At 70.7% G+C, this 19,946-nt stretch carries 14 protein-coding genes; 8 read left to right on the top strand and 6 right to left on the bottom strand.

The genetic code is table 11. The features are described from left to right. Nucleotides 1-18: 18 nt before the first annotated feature. On the bottom strand, nucleotides 19-858 hold the full coding sequence (locus ACPT94_RS13550; RefSeq protein WP_425245921.1) for an intradiol ring-cleavage dioxygenase: 840 nt from the start codon (nucleotides 856-858) through the stop codon (nucleotides 19-21). A 170-nt stretch (nucleotides 859-1,028) separates the two neighbouring features. On the opposite strand from ACPT94_RS13550, the gene ACPT94_RS13545 reads away from it, so the two are divergent. From ACPT94_RS13545 to ACPT94_RS13535, 3 genes are all read left to right on the top strand, one after another. Beyond that, nucleotides 1,029-1,502, top strand: coding sequence for an SseB family protein (locus ACPT94_RS13545; RefSeq protein WP_189931374.1), 474 nt, complete (start codon nucleotides 1,029-1,031; stop codon nucleotides 1,500-1,502). 183 nt (nucleotides 1,503-1,685) lie between these two features. Then, nucleotides 1,686-3,632 carry an NHL repeat-containing protein gene (locus tag ACPT94_RS13540; protein WP_425245920.1) on the top strand — a complete coding sequence of 649 codons (1,947 nt, stop codon included), beginning with the start codon at nucleotides 1,686-1,688 and terminating at the stop codon, nucleotides 3,630-3,632. 132 nt (nucleotides 3,633-3,764) lie between these two features. Beyond that, nucleotides 3,765-4,745, top strand: a complete 981-nt coding sequence (locus tag ACPT94_RS13535) for a pirin family protein (protein WP_425245919.1) — start codon at nucleotides 3,765-3,767, stop codon at nucleotides 4,743-4,745. A 74-nt stretch (nucleotides 4,746-4,819) separates the two neighbouring features. On the opposite strand, the gene ACPT94_RS13530 is transcribed toward ACPT94_RS13535, so the two are convergent. Further along, the gene (locus tag ACPT94_RS13530) at nucleotides 4,820-5,779 is read right to left on the bottom strand and encodes a BRO-N domain-containing protein (RefSeq protein WP_360351083.1); all 960 of its coding nucleotides are present in this window, start codon (nucleotides 5,777-5,779) and stop codon (nucleotides 4,820-4,822) included. A gap of 165 nt (nucleotides 5,780-5,944) precedes the next feature. Here ACPT94_RS13530 and ACPT94_RS13525 point away from each other — a divergent pair, with 165 nt between their 5' ends. Next, complete coding sequence (locus ACPT94_RS13525; protein ID WP_360351087.1) at nucleotides 5,945-7,012, top strand: AI-2E family transporter; 1,068 nt, start codon at nucleotides 5,945-5,947, stop codon at nucleotides 7,010-7,012. Here the strand turns inward: ACPT94_RS13525 and ACPT94_RS13520 are convergent. Continuing rightward, nucleotides 6,961-9,141 (bottom strand): ATP-binding SpoIIE family protein phosphatase, encoded by a 2,181-nt coding sequence (locus tag ACPT94_RS13520; protein WP_425245918.1) that lies wholly within the window; start codon nucleotides 9,139-9,141, stop codon nucleotides 6,961-6,963. The genes ACPT94_RS13525 and ACPT94_RS13520 overlap by 52 nt on opposite strands. A gap of 167 nt (nucleotides 9,142-9,308) precedes the next feature. Between ACPT94_RS13520 and aspS the strand changes: the two genes are divergently transcribed. The 3 genes from aspS to ACPT94_RS13505 all read left to right on the top strand — a co-directional run bounded on the left by aspS (nucleotide 9,309) and on the right by ACPT94_RS13505 (nucleotide 12,910). Beyond that, on the top strand, nucleotides 9,309-11,072 hold the full coding sequence (gene aspS / locus ACPT94_RS13515) for an aspartate--tRNA ligase (protein WP_360351092.1): 1,764 nt from the start codon (nucleotides 9,309-9,311) through the stop codon (nucleotides 11,070-11,072). A 207-nt stretch (nucleotides 11,073-11,279) separates the two neighbouring features. Then, nucleotides 11,280-12,197, top strand: a complete 918-nt coding sequence (locus ACPT94_RS13510) for an intradiol ring-cleavage dioxygenase (RefSeq protein ID WP_360351095.1) — start codon at nucleotides 11,280-11,282, stop codon at nucleotides 12,195-12,197. Between the two features lie 290 nt (nucleotides 12,198-12,487). Next, complete coding sequence (locus ACPT94_RS13505; protein WP_360351098.1) at nucleotides 12,488-12,910, top strand: hypothetical protein; 423 nt, start codon at nucleotides 12,488-12,490, stop codon at nucleotides 12,908-12,910. Here ACPT94_RS13505 and ACPT94_RS13500 read toward each other — a convergent pair. Then, a complete protein-coding gene (locus ACPT94_RS13500; protein ID WP_360351101.1) occupies nucleotides 12,907-13,845 on the bottom strand; it encodes an ADP-ribosylglycohydrolase family protein in 939 nt (312 codons plus the stop codon). The two genes, ACPT94_RS13505 and ACPT94_RS13500, sit on opposite strands and share 4 nt — an antisense overlap. A gap of 83 nt (nucleotides 13,846-13,928) precedes the next feature. Continuing rightward, nucleotides 13,929-16,460, bottom strand: coding sequence for an FG-GAP repeat domain-containing protein (locus ACPT94_RS13495; RefSeq protein ID WP_425245917.1), 2,532 nt, complete (start codon nucleotides 16,458-16,460; stop codon nucleotides 13,929-13,931). A gap of 195 nt (nucleotides 16,461-16,655) precedes the next feature. Here ACPT94_RS13495 and ACPT94_RS13490 point away from each other — a divergent pair, with 195 nt between their 5' ends. Beyond that, nucleotides 16,656-17,999 (top strand): pectate lyase family protein, encoded by a 1,344-nt coding sequence (locus tag ACPT94_RS13490; RefSeq protein ID WP_425245916.1) that lies wholly within the window; start codon nucleotides 16,656-16,658, stop codon nucleotides 17,997-17,999. Between the two features lie 266 nt (nucleotides 18,000-18,265). Here ACPT94_RS13490 and metG read toward each other — a convergent pair whose 3' ends face one another. Next, entirely contained in the window at nucleotides 18,266-19,885 is a 1,620-nt protein-coding gene (gene metG / locus ACPT94_RS13485; RefSeq protein WP_425245915.1) for a methionine--tRNA ligase, read from the bottom strand. Between the last annotated feature and the right edge of the window lie 61 nt (nucleotides 19,886-19,946).

The following is a 19,946-nucleotide window of genomic DNA, read 5'->3' as shown; positions in this document are numbered from 1 at the left end:
CCGGGGAACTGTGACAGGTCACACCGGAACCGTCAGCGTCGCCGTGTAGCCCTTCTCGACACCGCCCGTCACCGTCGCCAGCTGCTGGTCGTGGCCGTCGCTGAAGATGCTGTCCGTCCCCAGGGAGAGCCGGCTCAGGTTCCGCACGCTCTGGCCGTAGCCGTCCGTGGCGTACACCGTGTCGCAGACGTCCTGCGGGAACGCGAGCTGCGAGGTGTTCGTGATCGACGTGGCCGCCGTGGCGTCGTCCAGGCTGCCGTAGACCTCGAAGTGGATGTGCGGCCAGCGGCCCGCGTAGCAGCCGGGGAAGACGCTGCTGAAGGTGACCTGGCCCTTGTCGTCCGTCTCCTGGACGCCCCGCAGGTAGTTCTCGTCCGTGACGCCCTCGGAGTACAGGGAGTAGGCGCCCTCCCGGTCGCAGTGCCAGAGGTAGACGGCGGCTCCCTGCTTCGGGGTGCCGCAGCCGGAGGCGGCGTCCACGACCGTGAGCGTGACGGTGAGGGGGACGCCCTCGGCGGTGCCGCCTGCGGAGCCGCCGAAGCTTTTCGTGATGTCGCTGCGGACGACACCGCTCTCCTTGAGGACGTTCACGCCGTTCGAGCCGTCGCCGGGGTAGGGGCCGGCGGTCTCGTTCGGGATCGTCGCGCACTCGGCGGAGGAGGTGCCGGACGACGAGGAGGAGGAGCCGGAGGTGGAGGAGGCCGCCGCGGTGTCGTCCTCGGCGCCGGTGCAACCCGCCAGCGGGATCAGGCTCGCCCCCGCCATCAGCCGGATCATGCGGCGGCGGGCGAGGACGGGAAGGTCGTGGGAGAGGCCTCTGTCGTGCTCGTGTTCCTCGTCGTCGTGGTGTCGGTGCATGGCTGTCCCCTTGCTGCTGGTCTCGGTGGCGCCCGGTGCCCTCCTCGCCACGACAGACGCTATGAGCGGCAGCTGTCGGAAACCAGGGCGGTGACTGTCGAGTCGCTGTCGGTTCGCCAGGGCGCCCGTACCGGCCCGGCCTTCCGTCCGCTCTCGGTACGCTTGCCCCCATGTATGGATACGGCCAGCCCATGGACGGTGGCGCCGCACAGCAGCAGTACGCCCCGCCGCAGCAGCCCATGGCCGGCGGGTACGGCCAGCAGCCGCCCCTGTATCCCGAGCCGTCCCCACCCTCGCTCGCGGACGCGGTGCGGGCCTTCACCACCGGGCAGATGGCCGCCGAGGACTTCCAGCAGGTCTTCGCGACCTCGAAGGTGTACTGCCCGCGCGGCGACAACCCCGGCTTCCTCGCCCTGCACAACACCCAGCAGCCGGTGATCCCGATGTTCTCCACGCTCAAGGAGCTGCGCCGGTACGCGGGCAAGGAGTCCAAGTACTTCGTCATCACCGGTGCCGAGGTGCTCGACCTGCTGCCCACCGGCTACGGCTTCGTCCTCGACATGGAGGGCGAGCACCGGATGGTCTTCGACGCGAAGGCGGTCGAGCAGATGGTCGACTTCGCGATGCGCCGCATGTACGGGTGAGACGACCGAGCTCCCACGAGGCCGGAAAACGCTTCCCCGTTTGTCACAGGCATGCCATAGGGTTCCCCTGGCAGCCGCGCCCCGTACGTCACCGCGCTCACGCGATCGCGTCCGGGTGCCGCGCGGCGCTCTCATCTCCCGGTCGACCGCCGGGTTCTCTTGTGGGGGTTCCTTACTGTGCGCATGCGCAGCACTTCGGCCGCGACGGCACTCGCGGTCCTCGTCAGCTCTGCGGCGCTGAGCGTCGCCGCGGCCGGTACCGCCGCGGCCGCTCCCGCCACTGTCACCAGCCCCGTCGGCCTCGTCGTGGACAGCGCCCTCCAGCGCGTTTTCGTCGGTGACCAGGCCAACGGGCGGATCCTCGCCGCCGACTACACGGGCAAGCTCGTCGGACTGAACGTCGGCTTCGGCGACGTCAGCGACCTGGCCGTGTCCGACGACGGCGCCACCGTCTACGCGGCCCTGCCGGCCACGCACGAGATCGTGGCCCTCGACGCGACCACGCTCCAGGTGAGGACCCGCTACAGCGTCGCCACCGGCGCCGGCCCGCGCCACCTGGCCTTCGCCGCCGGCAAGGTGTGGTTCACGTACGGCGACCAGTGGGACGGCGACCTGGGTTCCGTCGACCCGGCCGTGGACCCGGCGAGCGGGACCGACCCGGTGACGCTGGGGCAGTTCCCGGCCGAGGGCACGGGGAGCGGCATCCACGGTCAGGGGCTCCTGGACGACGTCCCGGGCCGCCCGGGCGTGCTGGCCGTCGGCCAGACCGGGATCTCCACGGACTCCATGGCCGTCGTCGACGTCTCGAGCGGCACGGCGAAGCTCACCGCGTGGTACCAGGGCGACTACAGTCTCAACCAGGGCATCTGGGACATCGACGTCGTGCCCGGCGCCGACGAGGTGCTGGTCAACGGCACGGACCGGGACGCCTACACCAACGGCGCGTTCAGCAAGGCCGGCGCCTACCCGGCCGGGCAGCGGGCCGATGTCGCGGCCGACGGCCTGGTCGCCCAGATCACCGGCACCAAGGTCGCCGTCTACCGCGCGAACGCCATCCGGCCACTGCGCACGTACAGCACCGGCACCCAGCCCGCGGCCGACGTGACCTGGGCCCCGGACTCCTCCCGGATCTTCGCCCTCGTCGCGGACGGCAACGGCTACACGGTCAAGCCCCTGACCCAGCCGACGCTGAACGTGCCCACCCTCACGGTCAACGCCCCCGCGTCCGCGCCGCGCGCCAAGAAGCTCACCGTCACCGGCAAGCTCTCGGCCACCGTCCCGTTCCCGGCGGGCACGAAGCTGGCCGTCACCCGCACCGACCTGGAGAGCCCGAACGGCAAGGCGCTGCCGGCCGTCACGGTGAAGGCGGACGGCACGTACTCCTTCACCGACGTCCCGCCCGCCGGCGGCACGGTCACCTACAAGGTCACCTACGCGGGCGACGCCACGCACACCGCGGCGAGCGCTTCCGACAAGGTCGCGGTCTCCCGGGCGGCGAGCTCGCTGACCCTGAACAACAACGGCAAGCTCTACAACTACGGCGCCGACGTCCGGTTCACGGCGCGTCTCGGCACCACGTACAAGAACCGTACGGTCCAGATCTGGGCGGACCCCTTCGGCGCCGACGCGCCGAAGCGGCTGATCAAGACCGGCAAGGTCAACTCCAGCGGCAACATCAGCGTGCTGGTGGACATGACCCGCGACACGACCGTCAGCGCGGTCTTCGCGGGCGACGCGCGCTACGCGCCGAAGACGGTGAACGCCACGGCGCACGCGCGCGTGAAGGTCTCCATGGCCGTCTCCAAGCACTACAAGACGGCCAGGATCGGCTCGACGTCGTACCAGTGGTTCCACAAGAACACCGACCCGCTGCTCACCTCGACGATGAGCTACTACCCGGGCCGTCAGCAGCGGTTCGACCTGCAGGTCTACTACCAGGGTTCGTGGTTCCCGGCGGACCCGCTGTGGGTCGGGATGGCCAGGAACGGCAAGTCGGTCGTGACCGTGGAGGCGCCCGGCGAGTCCGGGTGGCGGGTGCGCGTCCGCTCGGCGTACATCGACGGCTCGTCCGGTGACAGCGTGAACTCGACGACGTACGGGGCCTGGAAGTACCTGTACTTCAGCAACTGATCACGACTGCCTGGGAGCGGTCGGGACGGCGGAGCCCGGAGGGAATGTCCTCCGGGCTCTCGTCGTTCTGGGTGGCAGGAAGTTCAATGCTCAACTAAACTGGGCCGCACGTCGCCCAAGGAGGTAGGGACCATGCCCGCAGTGACCGTCGAGAACCCGCTGACGCTGCCCCGCGTGACCGCAGCGGCCGACGCCGTGGCACGTCCCGTGCTCGCCGTCACGACCGCGCCCAGTGGTTACGAGGGCGAGGGCTTCCCGGTGCGCCGGGCGTTCGCGGGGATCAACTACCGCCACCTCGACCCGTTCATCATGATGGACCAGATGGGCGAGGTGGAGTACCAGCCTGGGGAGCCGAAAGGGACCCCGTGGCACCCGCACCGCGGCTTCGAGACCGTCACCTACATCATCGACGGGATCTTCGACCACCAGGACAGCCAAGGCGGCGGCGGCACCATCACCAACGGCGACACCCAGTGGATGACGGCGGGCGCGGGCCTGCTGCACATCGAGGCGCCGCCGGAGCACCTCGTCATGTCCGGCGGCCTCTTCCACGGTCTCCAGCTGTGGGTGAACCTCCCGGCGAAGGACAAGATGATGGCCCCGCGCTACCAGGACATCCGCGGCGGCAGCGTCCAGCTGCTGACGTCCCCGGACGGCGGCGCGCTGCTGAGGGTGATCGCGGGCGAACTGGACGGCCACGCGGGCCCCGGCATCACCCACACCCCCATCACGATGATCCACGCGACCCTCGCGCCGGGCGCTGAGGTCACCCTGCCGTGGCGGGAGGACTTCAACGGCCTCGCGTACGTCCTGGCGGGCAGGGGCTCCGTCGGCGCGGAACGCCGCCCGATCCACCTGGGCCAGACCGCCGTCTTCGGCGCGGGCGGCTCGCTGACCGTGCGCGCGGACGAGAAGCAGGACTCCCACACGCCGGACCTCGAGGTCGTCCTCCTGGGCGGACAGCCGATCCGTGAGCCGATGGCCCACTACGGCCCGTTCGTCATGAACACCAAGGACGAACTCATGCAGGCGTTCGAGGACTTCCAGAAGGGGCGGCTGGGGACCGTCCCGGCGGTGCACGGGATGACGGAGAAGGGCCTGCCGGAAGCCTGAGACCGGTACGGTACGACGAGGCCCGACGCCGCAACTCTGTCTTGCGGCGTCGGGCCCTCTCTTTCATACGGTCGCTACGGCAGCACGTAGACCGGTGCCCCGTCGTGAGCACACCCGGTCTGCCGCATGCAGCCGCGCTTCAGCAGCGTGCGGAGGCAGTCGTGGACGCGGGCGAGGGAGAGACCCGTACGAGTGGCGATTTCCTCCAAGCGGTAGCTGGCCCCGCCCTGCACGAGCGCAGGCGCCAGCATGGCCGCCACCGCGTGGATGTCCTCTGTGAAGACGAGGTTCTTCGCCTTCCAGGCAGCCAGGAGTTCCTGTGGTTGCAGGTCCGGCTCCGCGCGCCGGCGCCTGAGAGCGTGCGCGATGTCCTGAAGTGCCTCGGCGATCGCGCTTTGGCTGCGGACGATCGCGCTCTGGCTGCGGGCGATCGTCTGCTGGCTGCGGCTGATCTGCTCCAGGAGTACGGTTTGCTCTCTCTGGAAGGCGGCCATCACCTCGTCGGCCTGAATGTTCCTCACTTCGAGCCGCACGATGGCGTCGGCGACTTCTCGGGGCATGAGGTAGGCGGTGCCACCGGCCGGGGCGGATTCGGCGGGAGCCGGCTCGAGGGAGTAGGAGCCGTCGCGCTGGATGGTGGCGATGACGTCGGAGACCCAGGACCTGAAGGGCTGGGACTCCGGCTTGGTGCAGCCGTTGACCAGCTCGATGAGGCCCCGGAGGTTCACCAACCTCATTGTAGTGCGGAACCCCTGACCTGCAGTATTGCGCCTTGCGTCGGTCAGACCGACGCTTCGCGCAATATCGCCGAACGTTGTTGTGTGCTGTGGTGAGACCGCGCTCTGCACGGCGTCTCGTGTGTTCGCGTAGCCGAGATGCTTCGCCACATCCATCGCCGGGAACCAGTGCTCCCCGTCCGACAGGGTCAGTCTCCGCACCCGCGCCCCCGTGGCCGCGAACACGAAGTCATTGATCGCGATCGCGTCCCGCTGTCCCGTCGGTTCGTCCGACGGCATGTCGTTCTGCTCGTACATCGAGCATCACCTCCTTCCCGGAAGCTAGGCATATGCCGATGCAACTGACGTGCGCAGCAAGGATCTTCACCCGTTAGGGAGCTGAGGCATCGATTCTGCGGTCGGTGTCACCCGGCCGGACCGTCCGCGCAGGACAGCCGCGTGCGCGTGTGATCCGCTGGACGCGTGGCCCTGCTCCCCAGCCCCGTCCGCCGGCTCGCCGCCTGGTGTGTCGTCATCCTGCTGGTCTCGGGGGTCGTCTACGTCGGGATCCGGCTGTGCGCGCAGTTCCGGACGGCGGTGGTGCCCGTGCTGCTCGCGTTGCTCGGGACCGCGTTGCTCGGGCCGTTCCACCGGCGGCTCGTCAAGGCGAGGGTCAACCGGTCGGTCGCCGCCGGGGTCACCTGTGTGGCTGTTCTGGCCGTGGTCGGCGGCGCCGTCTACATCGTCGTCGCCGCGCTCGTCGACAGCGGGGACGAGATCGTGGCCTCGTTGAAGCGAGCGGCGCAAGGCGTGGCCGAGCACTTCGGGGCGGCCGGGACCTCGCTCGACGATCTCGCGTCCAACGCCAGGGAGCTGCTGACCAAGTTCGGCGGGACCGCCGCCTCCGGGGTCATCAGCGGGGTCAGTGTCGTGGGGGAGGCCATCGCCATGGCCGTACTCGCGCTGTTGCTCGTCTTCTTCTTTCTGCGTGACTCCGACCGGGCCGTCTCCACCCTGCGGTCCTTCGCGCCGCACGGCACCGCGGACACCCTGGAGGCCATGGCGCGGCGGGCCTTCCAGGCCGTCGAAGGGTTCATGCGGGGTACCACGTTCATCGCGTTCATCGACGCCGTGTGCATCGGCGTCGGACTGCTCGTCCTCCGCGTCCCGGGAGCCGTGGGCCTGGCCGCCCTGGTCTTCGTCAGTGCCTACATCCCCTATCTCGGCGCCTTCCTCTCCGGTTCTCTCGCCGTGCTCGTCGCGCTGGCCGACCGCGGTTTCGTCATCGCGCTGTGGGCGCTCGGCGTGGTGCTCGCCGTGCAGGTGCTGGAGGGACATGTGCTGCAGCCGATGGTCCAGAGCCGGACCGTGCAGATGCATCCGGCGGTGGTGATGGTGACGATCACGGCCGGTGCGTCCGTCGCAGGGATCCTCGGCATGCTGCTCGCCGTGCCGCTGACGGCGGCGGGGTTCGGCGTCGTGCACGAACTGCGGAGGCGTTACGCGGCCCCCTCGGACACGTCCTCGGATACGCCCGCGGAGGGCTCGTAGAGGTCGAACCAGATGCTCTTGCCCTCGCCGCGCGGCGCCACCCCCCACTCGTCCGCGAGCAGCTCGATGAGGACGAGGCCGCGGCCCGAGGAGGCCAGTTCGCCGGGGCGGCGTTTGTGGGGCAGGTCGTCGCTGGTGTCGGTGACCTCGATGCGCAGGCGGCGTTCGCCGGGCGCGCCGGTGACCTCGGCGAGGAGCAACGCGTCGGCGTCCGTGTGCACGAGGACGTTCGTCAGCATCTCGGAGACGAGCAGGACCGCCGAGTCGACCTGGTCGGCGCAGGCCCAGTCGTGCAGCAGCTCGCGCACCTGTCGGCGGGACTCGGCGATCCGCTCGGGCTCGGCCTGCGCGACCGTCAGCACGGTGCGCCGCCCGGGCGGCCGTACGGGGGTGGCGGCGCCGAGGCCGCTGCCCTCGCCCTGGCGGCAGACGAGGAGGACGGCGATGTCGTCCTCGCGCCGGTCGGCCAGCGGGCCGGTGGTGTGGTGGGACGAGGGGCCGTGGACCGCCTGCACCAGGGCGTCCGCCAGTTCCTCCAGTCCGCCCTCGTGCGTCTCCAGGATCCCGCGGACGCGCCGCCAGCCGGTGTCGAGGTCGTGGCCGCCGGTCTCCAGCAGGCCGTCGGTGCACATCATCAGCGCCTCACCGGGTTCCAGGGCGAGGCGGGTGGTGGGGTAGTCGGCGTCCGGATCGATGCCCAGCGGCAGTCCGCCGGCCGTGGAGCGGACCAGGACCGTGCCGTCGGCCATCCGGACAGCCGGGTCGAGGTGACCGGCCCGGGCGGTCTCCAGTACGCCGGTGACCGGGTCGACCTCGATGTACAGGCAGGTCGCGAACCGTAGGTCGGCGGTCGCGTCGACGCCGTCGGTGTGGGTGAGGCCGTAGAGGAAGCGGGAGGCGCGGGAGAGGACGGCGTCGGGGCGGTGGCCCTCGGCGGCGTACGCCCGCAGGGCTATGCGCAGCTGGCCCATGAGGCCCGCGGCCCGGACGTCGTGGCCCTGCACGTCCCCGATGACCAGCGCGAAGCGCCCGCCCCCGGACCTCGTCCGGGAGGTGCCCCCGGGCAGCGGGATCATGTCGTACCAGTCGCCGCCGACCTGGAGGCCGCCGCCGGTGGGGATGTAGCGGGCGGCGAGGGTCATGCCCGGTATCTCGGGTCCGAGCGTGGGCAGCATCGAGCGCTGCAGGCCCTCCGTCAGTTCGCGCTGGGTCTCGGCGGCGCCCGCGCGGGTCAGGGCCTGGGCGAGCATGCGGGCCACGGTGGTGAGGACGGACCGCTCGTCGGGGGTGAACGCCACCGGGTGGGTGAAGGCGGCCATCCAGGCGCCCATGGTGCGGCCGGCCACCGTGAGCGGCAGGAACGCCCAGGACTGGCGGCCGAAGTGCGCGGCCAGCGGCCAGGTGAGCGGGTAGCGCGCCTTGTACTGCTCGGGCGAGGAGAGATACACGGCCCGGCCCGTGCGCGCGACCTCGGCGGCCGGGTAGTCCGTCTGGAGGGACATCTGGGTGAAGGGGCTCTCGTCGCCGGGCCGGTGCCCGTGGTGCCCGATGACCGTGAGCCGGTCGCCCTCGACGCCGAAGACGGCCAGCCCGTCCGGGGAGAAGCCCGGCATGGACAGGCCCGCCGCGACCCGCAGCACCTCCTCCGTGGACCGCGCCTCCGCCAGCGCCCGGCCCGCGTCCAGCAGGAACGCCTCCCGGGAGCGGCGCCAGTCGCCGGTGACGGCCGTGCGGTCGGCGGGGGTGCCCGGCCTCGGCTCGGTGACCTCCTGGAGCGTCCCGATCAGCTCGTACGCCCGCTTCACCGGGTCGAACGACGGCTTGGAGCGGCTGCGGACGACCCGGACGACCCGCCCCTGGTCGTCCATGATCCGGATCCGGACCTCGGCGAGGGTGCCCTCGGCCACGGCGAGCTGGATGACGCCGGTGATCTCGTTCCAGTCGACGGGGTGGAGGCGGGCCCGGGTCTGGGCCTCGGTGAGAACGGTCCCCTCGGCGGGCAGCCCGAGCAGCCGGGCCGCCTCGGCATCGACCGTGACCAGCCCGGTGGCGGTGTCCCAGTGCCACAGGCCGGTCGCGAGGGCGGCGAGAACCTCCCCCACGGCGGGCAGCGGCTCGCCAGTGCGCATTGCCCCACTTTAAGAACAGGCGATCGAACCCTGCCACTGATCATCGACCGGGCGGTGACGTCATAAGTGGGGAGAGCCGATCTTGGCCCGCCCGGTACCCTGGGGGTTGTTTCACGTGAAACACCCTGAAACACAGACCCCGATCCGCGAAGACTGGATGAACGACGATGCATCGGTACAGGTCCCACACCTGCGGCGAGCTCCGCGCCTCTGACGTCGGCACCGACGTCCGGCTGAGTGGCTGGCTGCACAATCGGCGCGACCTGGGCGGCATCCTCTTCATCGATCTGCGCGACCACTACGGCATCACGCAGCTGGTCGCCCGTCCCGGCACGCCCGCCTACGAGGCCCTGGACAAGCTGACCAAGGAGTCGACGGTCCGCGTCGACGGCAAGGTCGTCTCCCGCGGCACCGAGAACGTCAACCCGGACCTGCCGACCGGTGAGGTCGAGGTCGAGGTGGGCGAGGTCGAGCTGCTCGGCGCGGCCCAGCCGCTCCCCTTCACCATCAACACCGAGGACGGGGTCAACGAGGAGCGGCGCCTGGAGTACCGCTTCCTGGACCTGCGCCGCGAGCGCATGCACCGCAACATCATGCTGCGCACGGCGGTCATCTCCGCGATCCGCCACAAGATGACGGCGCTGGGCTTCAACGAGATGGCGACGCCGATCCTGTCCGCGACCTCCCCCGAGGGCGCGCGTGACTTCGTGGTCCCCTCCCGTCTGAACCCGGGCAAGTTCTACGCGCTGCCGCAGGCTCCGCAGCAGTTCAAGCAGCTGCTGATGATCTCCGGCTTCGACCGGTACTTCCAGATCGCGCCCTGCTTCCGTGACGAGGACGCGCGTGCGGACCGCTCGCCGGGCGAGTTCTACCAGCTCGACATCGAGATGTCCTTCGTCGAGCAGGAGGATGTCTTCCAGCCGGTCGAGAAGCTGATGACCGAGCTGTTCGAGGAGTTCGGGGGTGGCCGTCACGTCACCTCTCCCTTCCCGCGGATCCCGTTCCGCGAGGCGATGCTGAAGTACGGCTCCGACAAGCCGGACCTGCGCGCCCAGCTGGAGCTCGTCGACATCACCGACGTCTTCGAGGGCTCCGAGTTCAAGGCGTTCGCCGGCAAGCACGTCCGCGCGCTGCCGGTCCCGGCCGTCCAGGACCAGCCCCGCAAGTTCTTCGACCAGCTCGGCGAGTACGCGATCTCGCTCGGCGCGAAGGGCCTGGCCTGGGTCCGCGTCGCCGAGGACGGCTCGCTGACCGGCCCGATCGCCAAGTTCCTCACCGAGGAGAACGTCGCCGAGCTGACCAAGCGCCTGTCGCTGGCGGCCGGTCACGCCGTCTTCTTCGGCGCGGGCGAGTTCGACGAGGTCTCGAAGATCATGGGCGCGGTGCGGGTGGAGGCCGCCAAGCGGGCCGGCCACTTCGAGGAGGGCGTCTTCCGCTTCTGCTGGATCGTCGACTTCCCGATGTACGAGAAGGACGAGGAGACCGGCAAGATCGACTTCTCGCACAACCCGTTCTCGATGCCGCAGGGCGGCCTGGAGGCCCTGCAGACCCAGGACCCGCTGGACATCCTGGGCTGGCAGTACGACATCGTCTGCAACGGCGTCGAGTTGTCCTCCGGCGCGATCCGGAACCACGAGCCGGAGATCATGCTCAAGGCGTTCGAGATCGCGGGCTACGACCGGGAGACCGTCGAGGAGAAGTTCGCGGGCATGCTGCGCGCGTTCCGCTTCGGCGCCCCGCCGCACGGTGGCATCGCCCCCGGCGTCGACCGCATCGTCATGCTGCTGGCCGACGAGCCCAACATCCGCGAGACGATCGCCTTCCCGCTCAACGGCAACGCCCAGGACCTGATGATGGGCGCGCCGACGGAGCTGGAGGAGGCGCGGCTGCGTGAGCTGCACCTGTCGGTGCGCAAGCCGCAGCCGAAGTAATCGGGCAGGCAAGCCGCCGAAAGGGGCGGGATACCGGCGTCGGTGGACGCCGTATCCCGCCCCTTTCCCGTTTCCGTTTCCGTGGCCGAGAACTTCAGATTTCTCAGGAACCCACAGTCGTCACCCATGGTAAGAACAGCCTCCTTACCTAACGTCCGGGGCATGACGGGAAACGAAAGGCCTGAAGGCCCCCAGCACAAAAGGAACATGACACGGCGCAAGGTCGTCGTCGCGGGCGGCGCGGCCGTGGTCGGCGTCGGCGCGGCCGGTGCGCTCGCCATGACCGCCTCCGCCGACGAGGTGACGGAGACGACGAGCACCGCGTTCGCCTCCGCGTCCAGCACCGCGACGACCTGCTACAGGCTCACCTCGGAGACCACCGAGGGCCCCTACTACATCGACGCGGACAAGCTCCGGCAGGACATCACCGAGGACAAGGAGGGCATCCCGCTGACCCTCCAGCTCAAGGTGATCGACTCCGAGACCTGCAAGCCGGTGGCCGACGCGGCCGTCGACATCTGGCACTGCGACGCCCTGGGGCTGTACTCGGGCTACGAGAGCTTCTCCCAGGGCGGCGGCACCGCCCCGACGGACGCGCCCACCGGCACCCCCACCGGCACCCCCACGGACGTGCCGTCCGGCACCCCCACGGACGTGCCGTCCGGCACCCCGACCGGTGCGCCCCCGTCCGGCGGTGGCGGCGGCGGGCACGAGGAGCCGACCAGCGACACCCGCTATCTGCGCGGCACGTGGAAGACGGACAAGCAGGGCCGCGTCACCTTCAGGACGGTCTTCCCCGGCTGGTACCAGGGGCGGTGCGTGCACATCCACACCAAGGTGCATGTGGACGGCGAGTGGACCGACGCCGGCTACGAGGGCGGGCACGCCTGCCACACCGGCCAGTTCTTCTTCGACGAGGAGTCGGTGCTGGCCGCCGCCGAGGTCGAGCCGTACTCCACCAGCACCACCACCCGGACCACGCTCACCGAGGACACGATCTACGACCAGAGCGGTACGACGGGCGGTCTGCTCAAGCTGAAGTACAACAAGAAGAACATCGCCAAGGGTGTGATCGCCTCCATCACCGTCGGAGTCGACCCCGACGCGACGCACGACGGCACCTGACCGCGGGTCGTGCGTCGCTGACGGTCGGCGTGGATCCGGCCGCGACGCACGACGGCCAGGACGCACCGCAACCGGGCACGTCGGCGTCGGCGTCGCCGTCGGCTTCGGCGAGCTGAGGAACTGAGGTCCGGGTCGCCGCCGTTCGCGCCGGCCGGCGGTGACCCGGCCCTCTTGGACACCTCACCGCGAGCACACAGGAACCCCGAGGGGCGCCCACAGCGGACTGCCGTCTCATGGGAGAGGAGGGAGCCGGGCCGACGGGGCCGGCGCGGCAAGGGAGGAAGCCCGCCATGGGATGCATGATCACGCTCTCGGTACTGCTGATCGCCGGCGTGGTGGCGGGGGTGGTGGCCCAGCGCCGCAGCCGGCGCACCCGCCCCCCGTCCGACCTGGACGCGGAGGCCGAGGCGAACCACTGGCTCGTACGGCTGGGCGCAGGCCTCGTCCCACCGGACGTGCGCGCTTGGGCGAGCGCGGACGCGAGCGCGGACCGAGCGCTGACGAATGCGGCGGAGTGCCACCGTACGGCGCGCGCCCGACTGGCCGCAGCGCGTACGGCGGTGGAGTACGCCGAGGTCACGCGGGTCGCCAAGGAGGGCCTGGAGCATCTCCGCGTGGCGCGTACGGCCTTGGGCCTCTCCCCGGACCCGGCCGCCCCACCCGGCTCCCGAGCCCCCGCGGCCCGTGAGTCCCTCGCGGTCACGCCCCGCTAGTGGCGGGAACGGGCCGGCCGCAGGCCGCTCCACCGCGGAATCTCCTCGCGAGCCTCCCTCCAGGCCGCCGGGACGCCGTTCGTCCCCGTCCGTGCCGCGACGACTCCGCCCGCGATCGCGCAGGTCGTGTCGCGGTCGCCCCAGGCGGCGACGGTCTGCCAGAGGGCCTCGGGCAGGTCGTCCAGGTGCCCCGCGGCGGACCACAGCGCGAACGGGATCGTGTCCTGCGCGGAGATCAGCGTCCCCGAGCCCAGGACGGACGCCGCGTGCCGCACCGAGGTGCGCTCGGGGAAGCTCGCGGCCGTCAGGAGGCCGGAGCGGACGTCGGTGTCCGGCAGGTGCGAGGCGACCTCCTTGAGGAACTCGGCGCGCGGAGGGGCTTCCTGGCCCGACCCGGCCGCCGCCAGCGCGGCGGCCACCGCCACGGCCACCGCTCCCGCGACGGCCTCCGGGTGGGCGTGAGTCGTCAGCGCGGACAGGCCGGCCTGTTCGGCGACGGTCGTCAGGTCGTCGTGGAACCAGGCGCCCAGCGGGGCGACCCGCATCGCGGCGCCGTTGCCGTGGGAACCCTGCCCGCCGAACTGCCCCGTCGTCACCGCCCGCCAGTCCTCGCCCGCCCCGATGCGCCGCAGCACCCCATGCATCGACGGGCCGTACTTGCGGTCCGGATCACGTTCGTACTCGGCGGCGAATTCCCGTGCCAGCACGTCCGGACGTATCTCGCCGTGGGCCGTCAGGTGGGCGAAGACGACGAACGCCATGGCCGAGTCGTCCGTCCAGGGCCAGGGGGCCGGACGCGACTCCCGTGCGGCCCACAGCTCTTCGGCGGGCTCGTCGGAGCGCGTGAACCAGCTGTCGCCGAACGCGTCGCCCAGGACCAGGCCGTCCAGGGCGGCGTGTGCCTGTTCCGGGCCGCTGCTCTTGATCGAGCTCACGTCACAACTCCTCGTGAGGACACGTCCGAGGGCGGTGGGGCGGGCGCTGAACGGCCCCGCCGCCCCTCGGATACGTCGGGGGGCTAGAACACGCCCTTGTACGCGCCCCAGCCGGTACCGATCTTCACGCGGGTGCCGAAGCCGCCCGTGCCGGTGCCGGGGAGGCGGTAGAGGACGCCCGCGGTGTCGCGTGCCACGAGGTCCGCCTTTCTGTCGCCGGTGACGTCGCCGGCCCCGACGACCAGGTTGTACGACGCGCCCCAGTTGGCGTACAGCTTCACACGGGCGGTGAAGGTGCCGGTGCCGGTGCCGAGGTAGCGGTAGAGGTTGTTGGAGTTGTCCTGGGCCAGCAGGTCGCCGATGCCGTCGCCGTTGAGGTCCCCGGCGCCGACGACCTTCTTGTACGTCTTCCAGCTGTCGTACAGCTTCACGGGCGCGGACAGCCGGCCGGTGCTCGTGCCCTTGTACAGGTAGACCGCCCCCGTGGAGGCGTTGCGGGCGAGCAGGTCCGGGAGGCCGTCCTTGGTGAGGTCGCCGGGGGCGGTCAGGACGTCGTACTGGTTCCAGCCGCTGGTGGCGAGAGTGGTGTACGACGTCGTCGGCGTGAGCGCGCCGCCGCAGGCCGGCTTGTACAGGCGCAGGGCCCCGCTGCTCAGCCGGACGAGGACGTCGTTGCAGCGGTCGCCGCTCAGGTCGCCGAACGGCACCGCCCTGATGGTCGTGGGCCAGCCGGCGCCCAGTTCCCGCACGGAGTTCAGCGTGCCGTAGCGCAGCTGGAGCCGGCCGGTGGAGGTGAGGGTGAGCAGGTCACCGACGCCGTCGGGGAGGGCGGACACGCCGCCGAAGTCACGGGGGACGGGCGCGCCGCCGGCCACCGTCAGCGTGCCGCTCGCCAGCGTCGGCGTACCCGAGTAGCCGGACTGGGCGGCCTTCAGGGTCCAGTTCACCTTGCCGTTGGCGACCCAGGCGCCGGAGGCGGTGCGGCCGTTCCAGGACGCGGCGACGGTGGTGGTGCCGGGGGCGCCGGTGAGCGTGCGCAGGGTGCGGCCGGCCGCGTCGGTGAGGGTGAGCGTCCAGGAGGTGACGGGGCTGTTGGCCTGCCAGGTCGGCGCCCAGGCGGCGGTGCTCTTGAAGTTCACGGACGCGGGCACGGACGACAGCTCCAGCGCGAGCCGCGGGTAGGTGGTGCGGGCCGCGTCGAGGCCGGTCGCGCCGTTGGCCGACCAGGTCCACACGGCGGTGGCGTCCGTGGCCGAGGTCGCCGCGATCTCGCCGGTCACGGACTGGCGCGTGTTCCCGTCGATCTGCCGGGGGGCCGTCCACTCGCCGTCGACGAGGGTGGCCTCCAGGAGGTGCTCGTCGAACTCGTCGGGCAGGTCCTGGTGCCACAGGACGTGCACCGATCCGTCCGGGGCGATCGCCGCGTCGTGCCCGTCCCGACGGGACGAGTCGACCATGACCGGTGTCGTGGACAGCGTCCGCGTCGCCGACCACTGGCCCGTGGCGGCGTCGAAGGTGGTGGTGCGCAGGCTGTACGTGGTGGCGTCGGTCCACACGAGGGTCACGTCCCCGTCCGGTCCGAGCAACGGTTCGGGATTCTCGTAGAGGTAGCCGGTGTCCGTCGCGGCGGTCTGCGCGGGGCTCCAGTCGGTGGCGGCGTCCGGGCGGCGCATCGTCCGCAGCGCCTTGTTCTTGTCCTGCCACACCAGGACCACGCCGTGGGCGTCGGAGGCCAGCGTCGGGTTCGTCGTCTTGGCGATGATGTCGGTGGCGATGTCGTCGGTGAGCTTCACCGGAGTCTGCCAGTCGGTCGCGCCGGCCGGCCGGGTGTTGGTCATCAGGTACGAGATCCCGTACTGGTGCATCCGGTAGGACACGACGAGGCCGCCCTGAGCGTCGGACGCGATCTGGGGCTCGAAGACGACGGCGCCGTAGTACGAGCCGGAGTAGGAGCCGGCGTTGCTGGCCCGTACCGGCGCCGTCCAACTGCCGTCCGCCGCCAGGGTGGTGGCGTACGCCTCGCTCGGGATGGACACCGAGGTGCCCTGCGGGCGGCCGACCCAGACGGCGGCGACGGTGCCGTCCGGTCCCTGCGCGAGGTCCAGCTGCGAGGCCGTGAGCTGCTTCGCGGTGCCGACGAGCTCGACGGGCTGCGACCAGGCCGGCGCCTGCCCCGCGCCGAGCACGGCGGCGACGACCCGCGAGGGGCCCGTGGCGGTGCCCGACGAGGTGGGGCTCGAGTACTCGGCCCATACGGCGGCGACCGAGCCGTCGGACCGTGCCACGATCCGGGCCTCGCCGACGGAGGCGGCGGCGAGCTCGACCGGTGCGCTCCACGTGTCGCTCCCGGCGGGGCGCAGGGCGGCGAGGAGGCGACCGGTGCGGCCGGAGGCGGCCTTGATCCAGACGGCGACGGCGCTGCCGTCGCTCCGTACGACGACGTCCTGCGGAGCGGACGCCTCGCCGCTCAGCGTCACCGGGCTCGTCCACGGCGGCAGCGTGGTCGCCGCGGCGGCGGGAGCGGCCGGGAGCGCGAGGCCCGCGAGGACGAGCGAGACGGTGGTGAGCGCGGTGGCCGCGGCGCGACGGCGCGGCGGCAGGCCTGATCTGCGCATGTGTGGTGATTCCCCTCCCCGTAGGGGCGTTCGCCCCCCGATGCGCACCTTAAGCGGGCGGTGAGGGAATCGTGAAGGTGTTTGTTCGAGTGGCGGAGGGGGCGGAGAAAAAATTCTTCGGGACGCGGCAACTCTTCACGCGGCGGCGCCTACTGACGAGTCGTAAGCCCGAAGCGAACCCTTAAGGACTCCCCTGTGGCAGCTCCCGCTCACCGTCGGTCCCTCCGCACCCGCCGCACGCTCGTCGTCTCCGCCGCCGTGGTGGCGGCCGGCGTCGGCGCAGGTGTGTTCGTGATGAACGCGAACGCCGATGCCGTCGACCTGTACCACCAGACGCTCGCCGCGAAGGACGGCTGGGCGTCCTCCGGCACGGGGACGACCGGGGGCACGAAGGCCGACGCCGCCCACACCTTCACCGTCTCCACCCGCGCCGAGCTCGTGAAGGCGCTCGGGTCCGCGACCGACACCACGCCCCGGATCATCAAGGTCAAGGGCACGATCGACGCCAACACCGACGACTCGGGCAAGAAGCTGACCTGCGCCGACTACGCGAAGGGCACCGGCTACTCGCTGTCGGCCTATCTGAAGGCGTACGACCCCGCCACGTACGGCCGCTCCAAGCTGCCCTCGGGCACGCAGGAGACCGCCCGCGCCGCCGCCCAGGCCAAGCAGGCGAAGAACATCGTCTTCAAGGTGCCCGCCAACACCACCCTCGTCGGCGTACCCGGCACCAACGCCGGGATCACCGGCGGCATGGTCCAGATCCAGAGCGTCGACAACGTCATCGTCCGCAACCTGAACTTCGCCGCCACCGAGGACTGCTTCCCGCAGTGGGACCCGACCGACGGCGACGACGGCAACTGGAACTCCAACTACGACTCCGTCACCCTGCGCGGCGCGACCCACGTCTGGGCCGACCACAACACCTTCACCGACGCGCCCCACCTGGACAGCGCCAACCCCAAGTACTACGGCCGCGAGTACCAGATCCATGACGGCGCCCTCGACATCACCAAGAGCTCCGACCTGGTGACCGTCTCGAACAACCAGTTCACCAACCACGACAAGACCATGCTGATCGGCAGCAGCGACAGCGAGCCCGCGGGCAAGCTGCGCGTCTCCATCCACCACAACGTGTGGAAGGGCATCGTCCAGCGGGCCCCGCTGGCCCGGGTCGGCCAGGTCCACATCTACAACAACCTGTACGACGTCACGCCCCTCAACGGCTACACGACGCAGTACAGCATCAACTCCCGCGCCAAGGCCCAGGTCGTCGCCGAGAACAACTACTGGAAGCTGCCCTCCGGCGGGAAGGCCGCCAAGCTGCTCAGCGGCGACGGCACCGGCGCCGTCAAGGGCAGCGGCAACCTCGTCAACGGCACCGTCACCGACCTGGTCGCCGCGTACAACGCCGCCTCGTCCAAGGACCTGAAGACGACGGTCAACTGGACCCCGACCCTCACGGCGGGCCTGGAGTCCTCGGCGAAGAACCTGCCGACGACGCTGGCGACGACGACGGGCGCGGGCGTCCTGAAGTAGCGCCCGGCCACTGGCCCGAGCGGCCCCTGAAACGCGCGGGGGCCGGGAGACCACGAGCCCCCGGCCCTCGCGTTCGCCTGTTCGGCGAAAGGGAGATTCGTCCCATCGCGAGGCAGGTTGTCGGCCGAGACGGTCCAGTCTCCGATGGTGACGTCCTCGCCGTGGACGCCGGGGCGGACCGGCGTCCGGGCTTGTTGCCGTCGGCATGACCAGGGGCCCGGGAGTTTTCCCGGGCCCCTGGTCATGTGTCGTCGCGGGTACGGCGGTCAGGCCGTGGCCGGCTTCTCCTCCAGGCGGGGGAAGAGGACCGCGCCCTTGGTGACCGTGGAGCCGGCCGGCAGGCGGCCCCACTCGCCGGCCTCCTGGACGCGCTGCTCGGCGAGGCCGCCCAGGGTCGCCTCCGCGCCCAGGGAGTCCCAGAGCTTCTGGGAGGTCTCCGGCATGACCGGGTTGAGGAGGACGGCGATCGCACGGAGGGACTCGGCGGCCGTGTAGAGGATCGTCGCCAGGCGGGCCTTGCCCTCCTCACTGGTGTCCTTCGCGACCTTCCACGGCTCCTGCTCCGTGATGTAGCCGTTGACCTGCTTGACGAAGTCGAAGACGGCGAGGATGCCGCCCTGGAAGTCCAGCTCGTCGCCGATCTTCCGGTCGGCCTCGGCGACCGCCTTGGCCAGACCGTCGTGCAGGGCCTTCTCGGCCTCGCCGTCGGCGGTGGCCGCCGGGAGGGCGCCGTCGAAGTACTTGCCGACCATGGCCGCGACGCGGGAGGCGAGGTTGCCGTAGTCGTTCGCCAGCTCGCTCGTGTAGCGGGCGGAGAAGTCCTCCCAGGAGAAGGAGCCGTCCTGGCCGAAGGCGATCGCGCGCAGGAAGTACCAGCGGTAGGCGTCCACGCCGAAGTGCGAGGTGAGGTCCTGCGGCTTGATGCCGGTCAGGTTCGACTTCGACATCTTCTCGCCGCCGACCATCAGCCAGCCGTTCGCGGCGATCTTCCCGGGCAGCGGGAGGCCCTGCGCCATCAGCATCGCGGGCCAGATCACCGCGTGGAAGCGGAGGATGTCCTTGCCGACCAGGTGGACGTCGGCCGGGAAGGTGGCCTCGAACTTCTCCTGGTTCTCGTTGTAGCCGACCGCCGTGGCGTAGTTCAGCAGCGCGTCGACCCACACGTAGATCACGTGCTTGGTGTCCCAGGGGATCGGGATGCCCCAGTCGAACGTCGAGCGGGAGATGGAGAGGTCCTGCAGGCCCTGCCGGACGAAGTTCACGACCTCGTTGCGCGCGGACTCGGGCTGGATGAAGCCCGGGTTGGCCTCGTAGTGGGCGAGGAGCTTGTCGCCGTACTCGCTCAGCTTGAAGAAGTAGTTCTCCTCGCTGAGGATCTCGACGGGCTTCTTGTGGATCGGGCAGAGCTTCTGACCCGCGAAGTCACCCTCGCCGTCCAGGAGCTCGCCCGGGAGCTTGTACTCCTCGCAGCCGACGCAGTACGGGCCCTCGTAGCCGCCCTTGTAGATCTCGCCCTTGTCGTACAGGTCCTGCACGAACTCCTGGACGCGGTCGGTGTGCCGCTTCTGCGTGGTGCGGATGAAGTCGTCGTTCGCGATCTCCAGGTGCTCCCAGAGGGGCTTCCAGGCCTCCTCGACGAGCTTGTCGCACCACTCCTGCGGGGTCACTCCGTTGGCGTCGGCGGTGCGCATGATCTTCTGACCGTGCTCGTCCGTGCCGGTGAGGTACCACACCTTCTCGCCGCGCTGACGGTGCCAGCGCGTGAGCACGTCCCCTGCGACGGTCGTGTAGGCGTGGCCCAGGTGAGGAGCGTCGTTGACGTAGTAGATCGGGGTCGAGACGTAGTACGCCTTCGCCCCCTGCTTCTCGGTTCCAGTGGCCGCCATGCCCGGAATCCTACTGGGCCCGTGAAGATCGACTCACATGCGTTTCGGGGGGTGGGGGGGG

The sequence above is a fragment of the Streptomyces aurantiaciflavus genome, from assembly GCF_049808595.1.
Taxonomy (GTDB): Bacteria; Actinomycetota; Actinomycetes; order Streptomycetales; family Streptomycetaceae; genus Streptomyces.
Note: the sequence above shows the minus strand (reverse complement) of the source record. Positions and strands in the feature narration are given on the sequence as shown.

What these genes read in the sequence shown, in the direction of transcription:
- ACPT94_RS13505 (WP_360351098.1), top strand. Translation starts at nt 12,488, where the DNA reads ATGGGATGCATGATCACGCTCTCGGTACTGCTGATCGCCGGCGTGGTG.
- ACPT94_RS13545 (WP_189931374.1), top strand. Translation starts at nt 1,029, where the DNA reads ATGTATGGATACGGCCAGCCCATGGACGGTGGCGCCGCACAGCAGCAG.
- aspS (WP_360351092.1), top strand. Translation starts at nt 9,309, where the DNA reads ATGCATCGGTACAGGTCCCACACCTGCGGCGAGCTCCGCGCCTCTGAC.
- ACPT94_RS13530 (WP_360351083.1), bottom strand. Translation starts at nt 5,779, where the DNA reads ATGTACGAGCAGAACGACATGCCGTCGGACGAACCGACGGGACAGCGG.
- ACPT94_RS13550 (WP_425245921.1), bottom strand. Translation starts at nt 858, where the DNA reads ATGCACCGACACCACGACGACGAGGAACACGAGCACGACAGAGGCCTC.
- ACPT94_RS13510 (WP_360351095.1), top strand. Translation starts at nt 11,280, where the DNA reads ATGACACGGCGCAAGGTCGTCGTCGCGGGCGGCGCGGCCGTGGTCGGC.
- ACPT94_RS13495 (WP_425245917.1), bottom strand. Translation starts at nt 16,460, where the DNA reads ATGCGCAGATCAGGCCTGCCGCCGCGCCGTCGCGCCGCGGCCACCGCG.
- ACPT94_RS13520 (WP_425245918.1), bottom strand. Translation starts at nt 9,141, where the DNA reads ATGCGCACTGGCGAGCCGCTGCCCGCCGTGGGGGAGGTTCTCGCCGCC.
- ACPT94_RS13535 (WP_425245919.1), top strand. Translation starts at nt 3,765, where the DNA reads ATGCCCGCAGTGACCGTCGAGAACCCGCTGACGCTGCCCCGCGTGACC.
- metG (WP_425245915.1), bottom strand. Translation starts at nt 19,885, where the DNA reads ATGGCGGCCACTGGAACCGAGAAGCAGGGGGCGAAGGCGTACTACGTC.
- ACPT94_RS13540 (WP_425245920.1), top strand. Translation starts at nt 1,686, where the DNA reads ATGCGCAGCACTTCGGCCGCGACGGCACTCGCGGTCCTCGTCAGCTCT.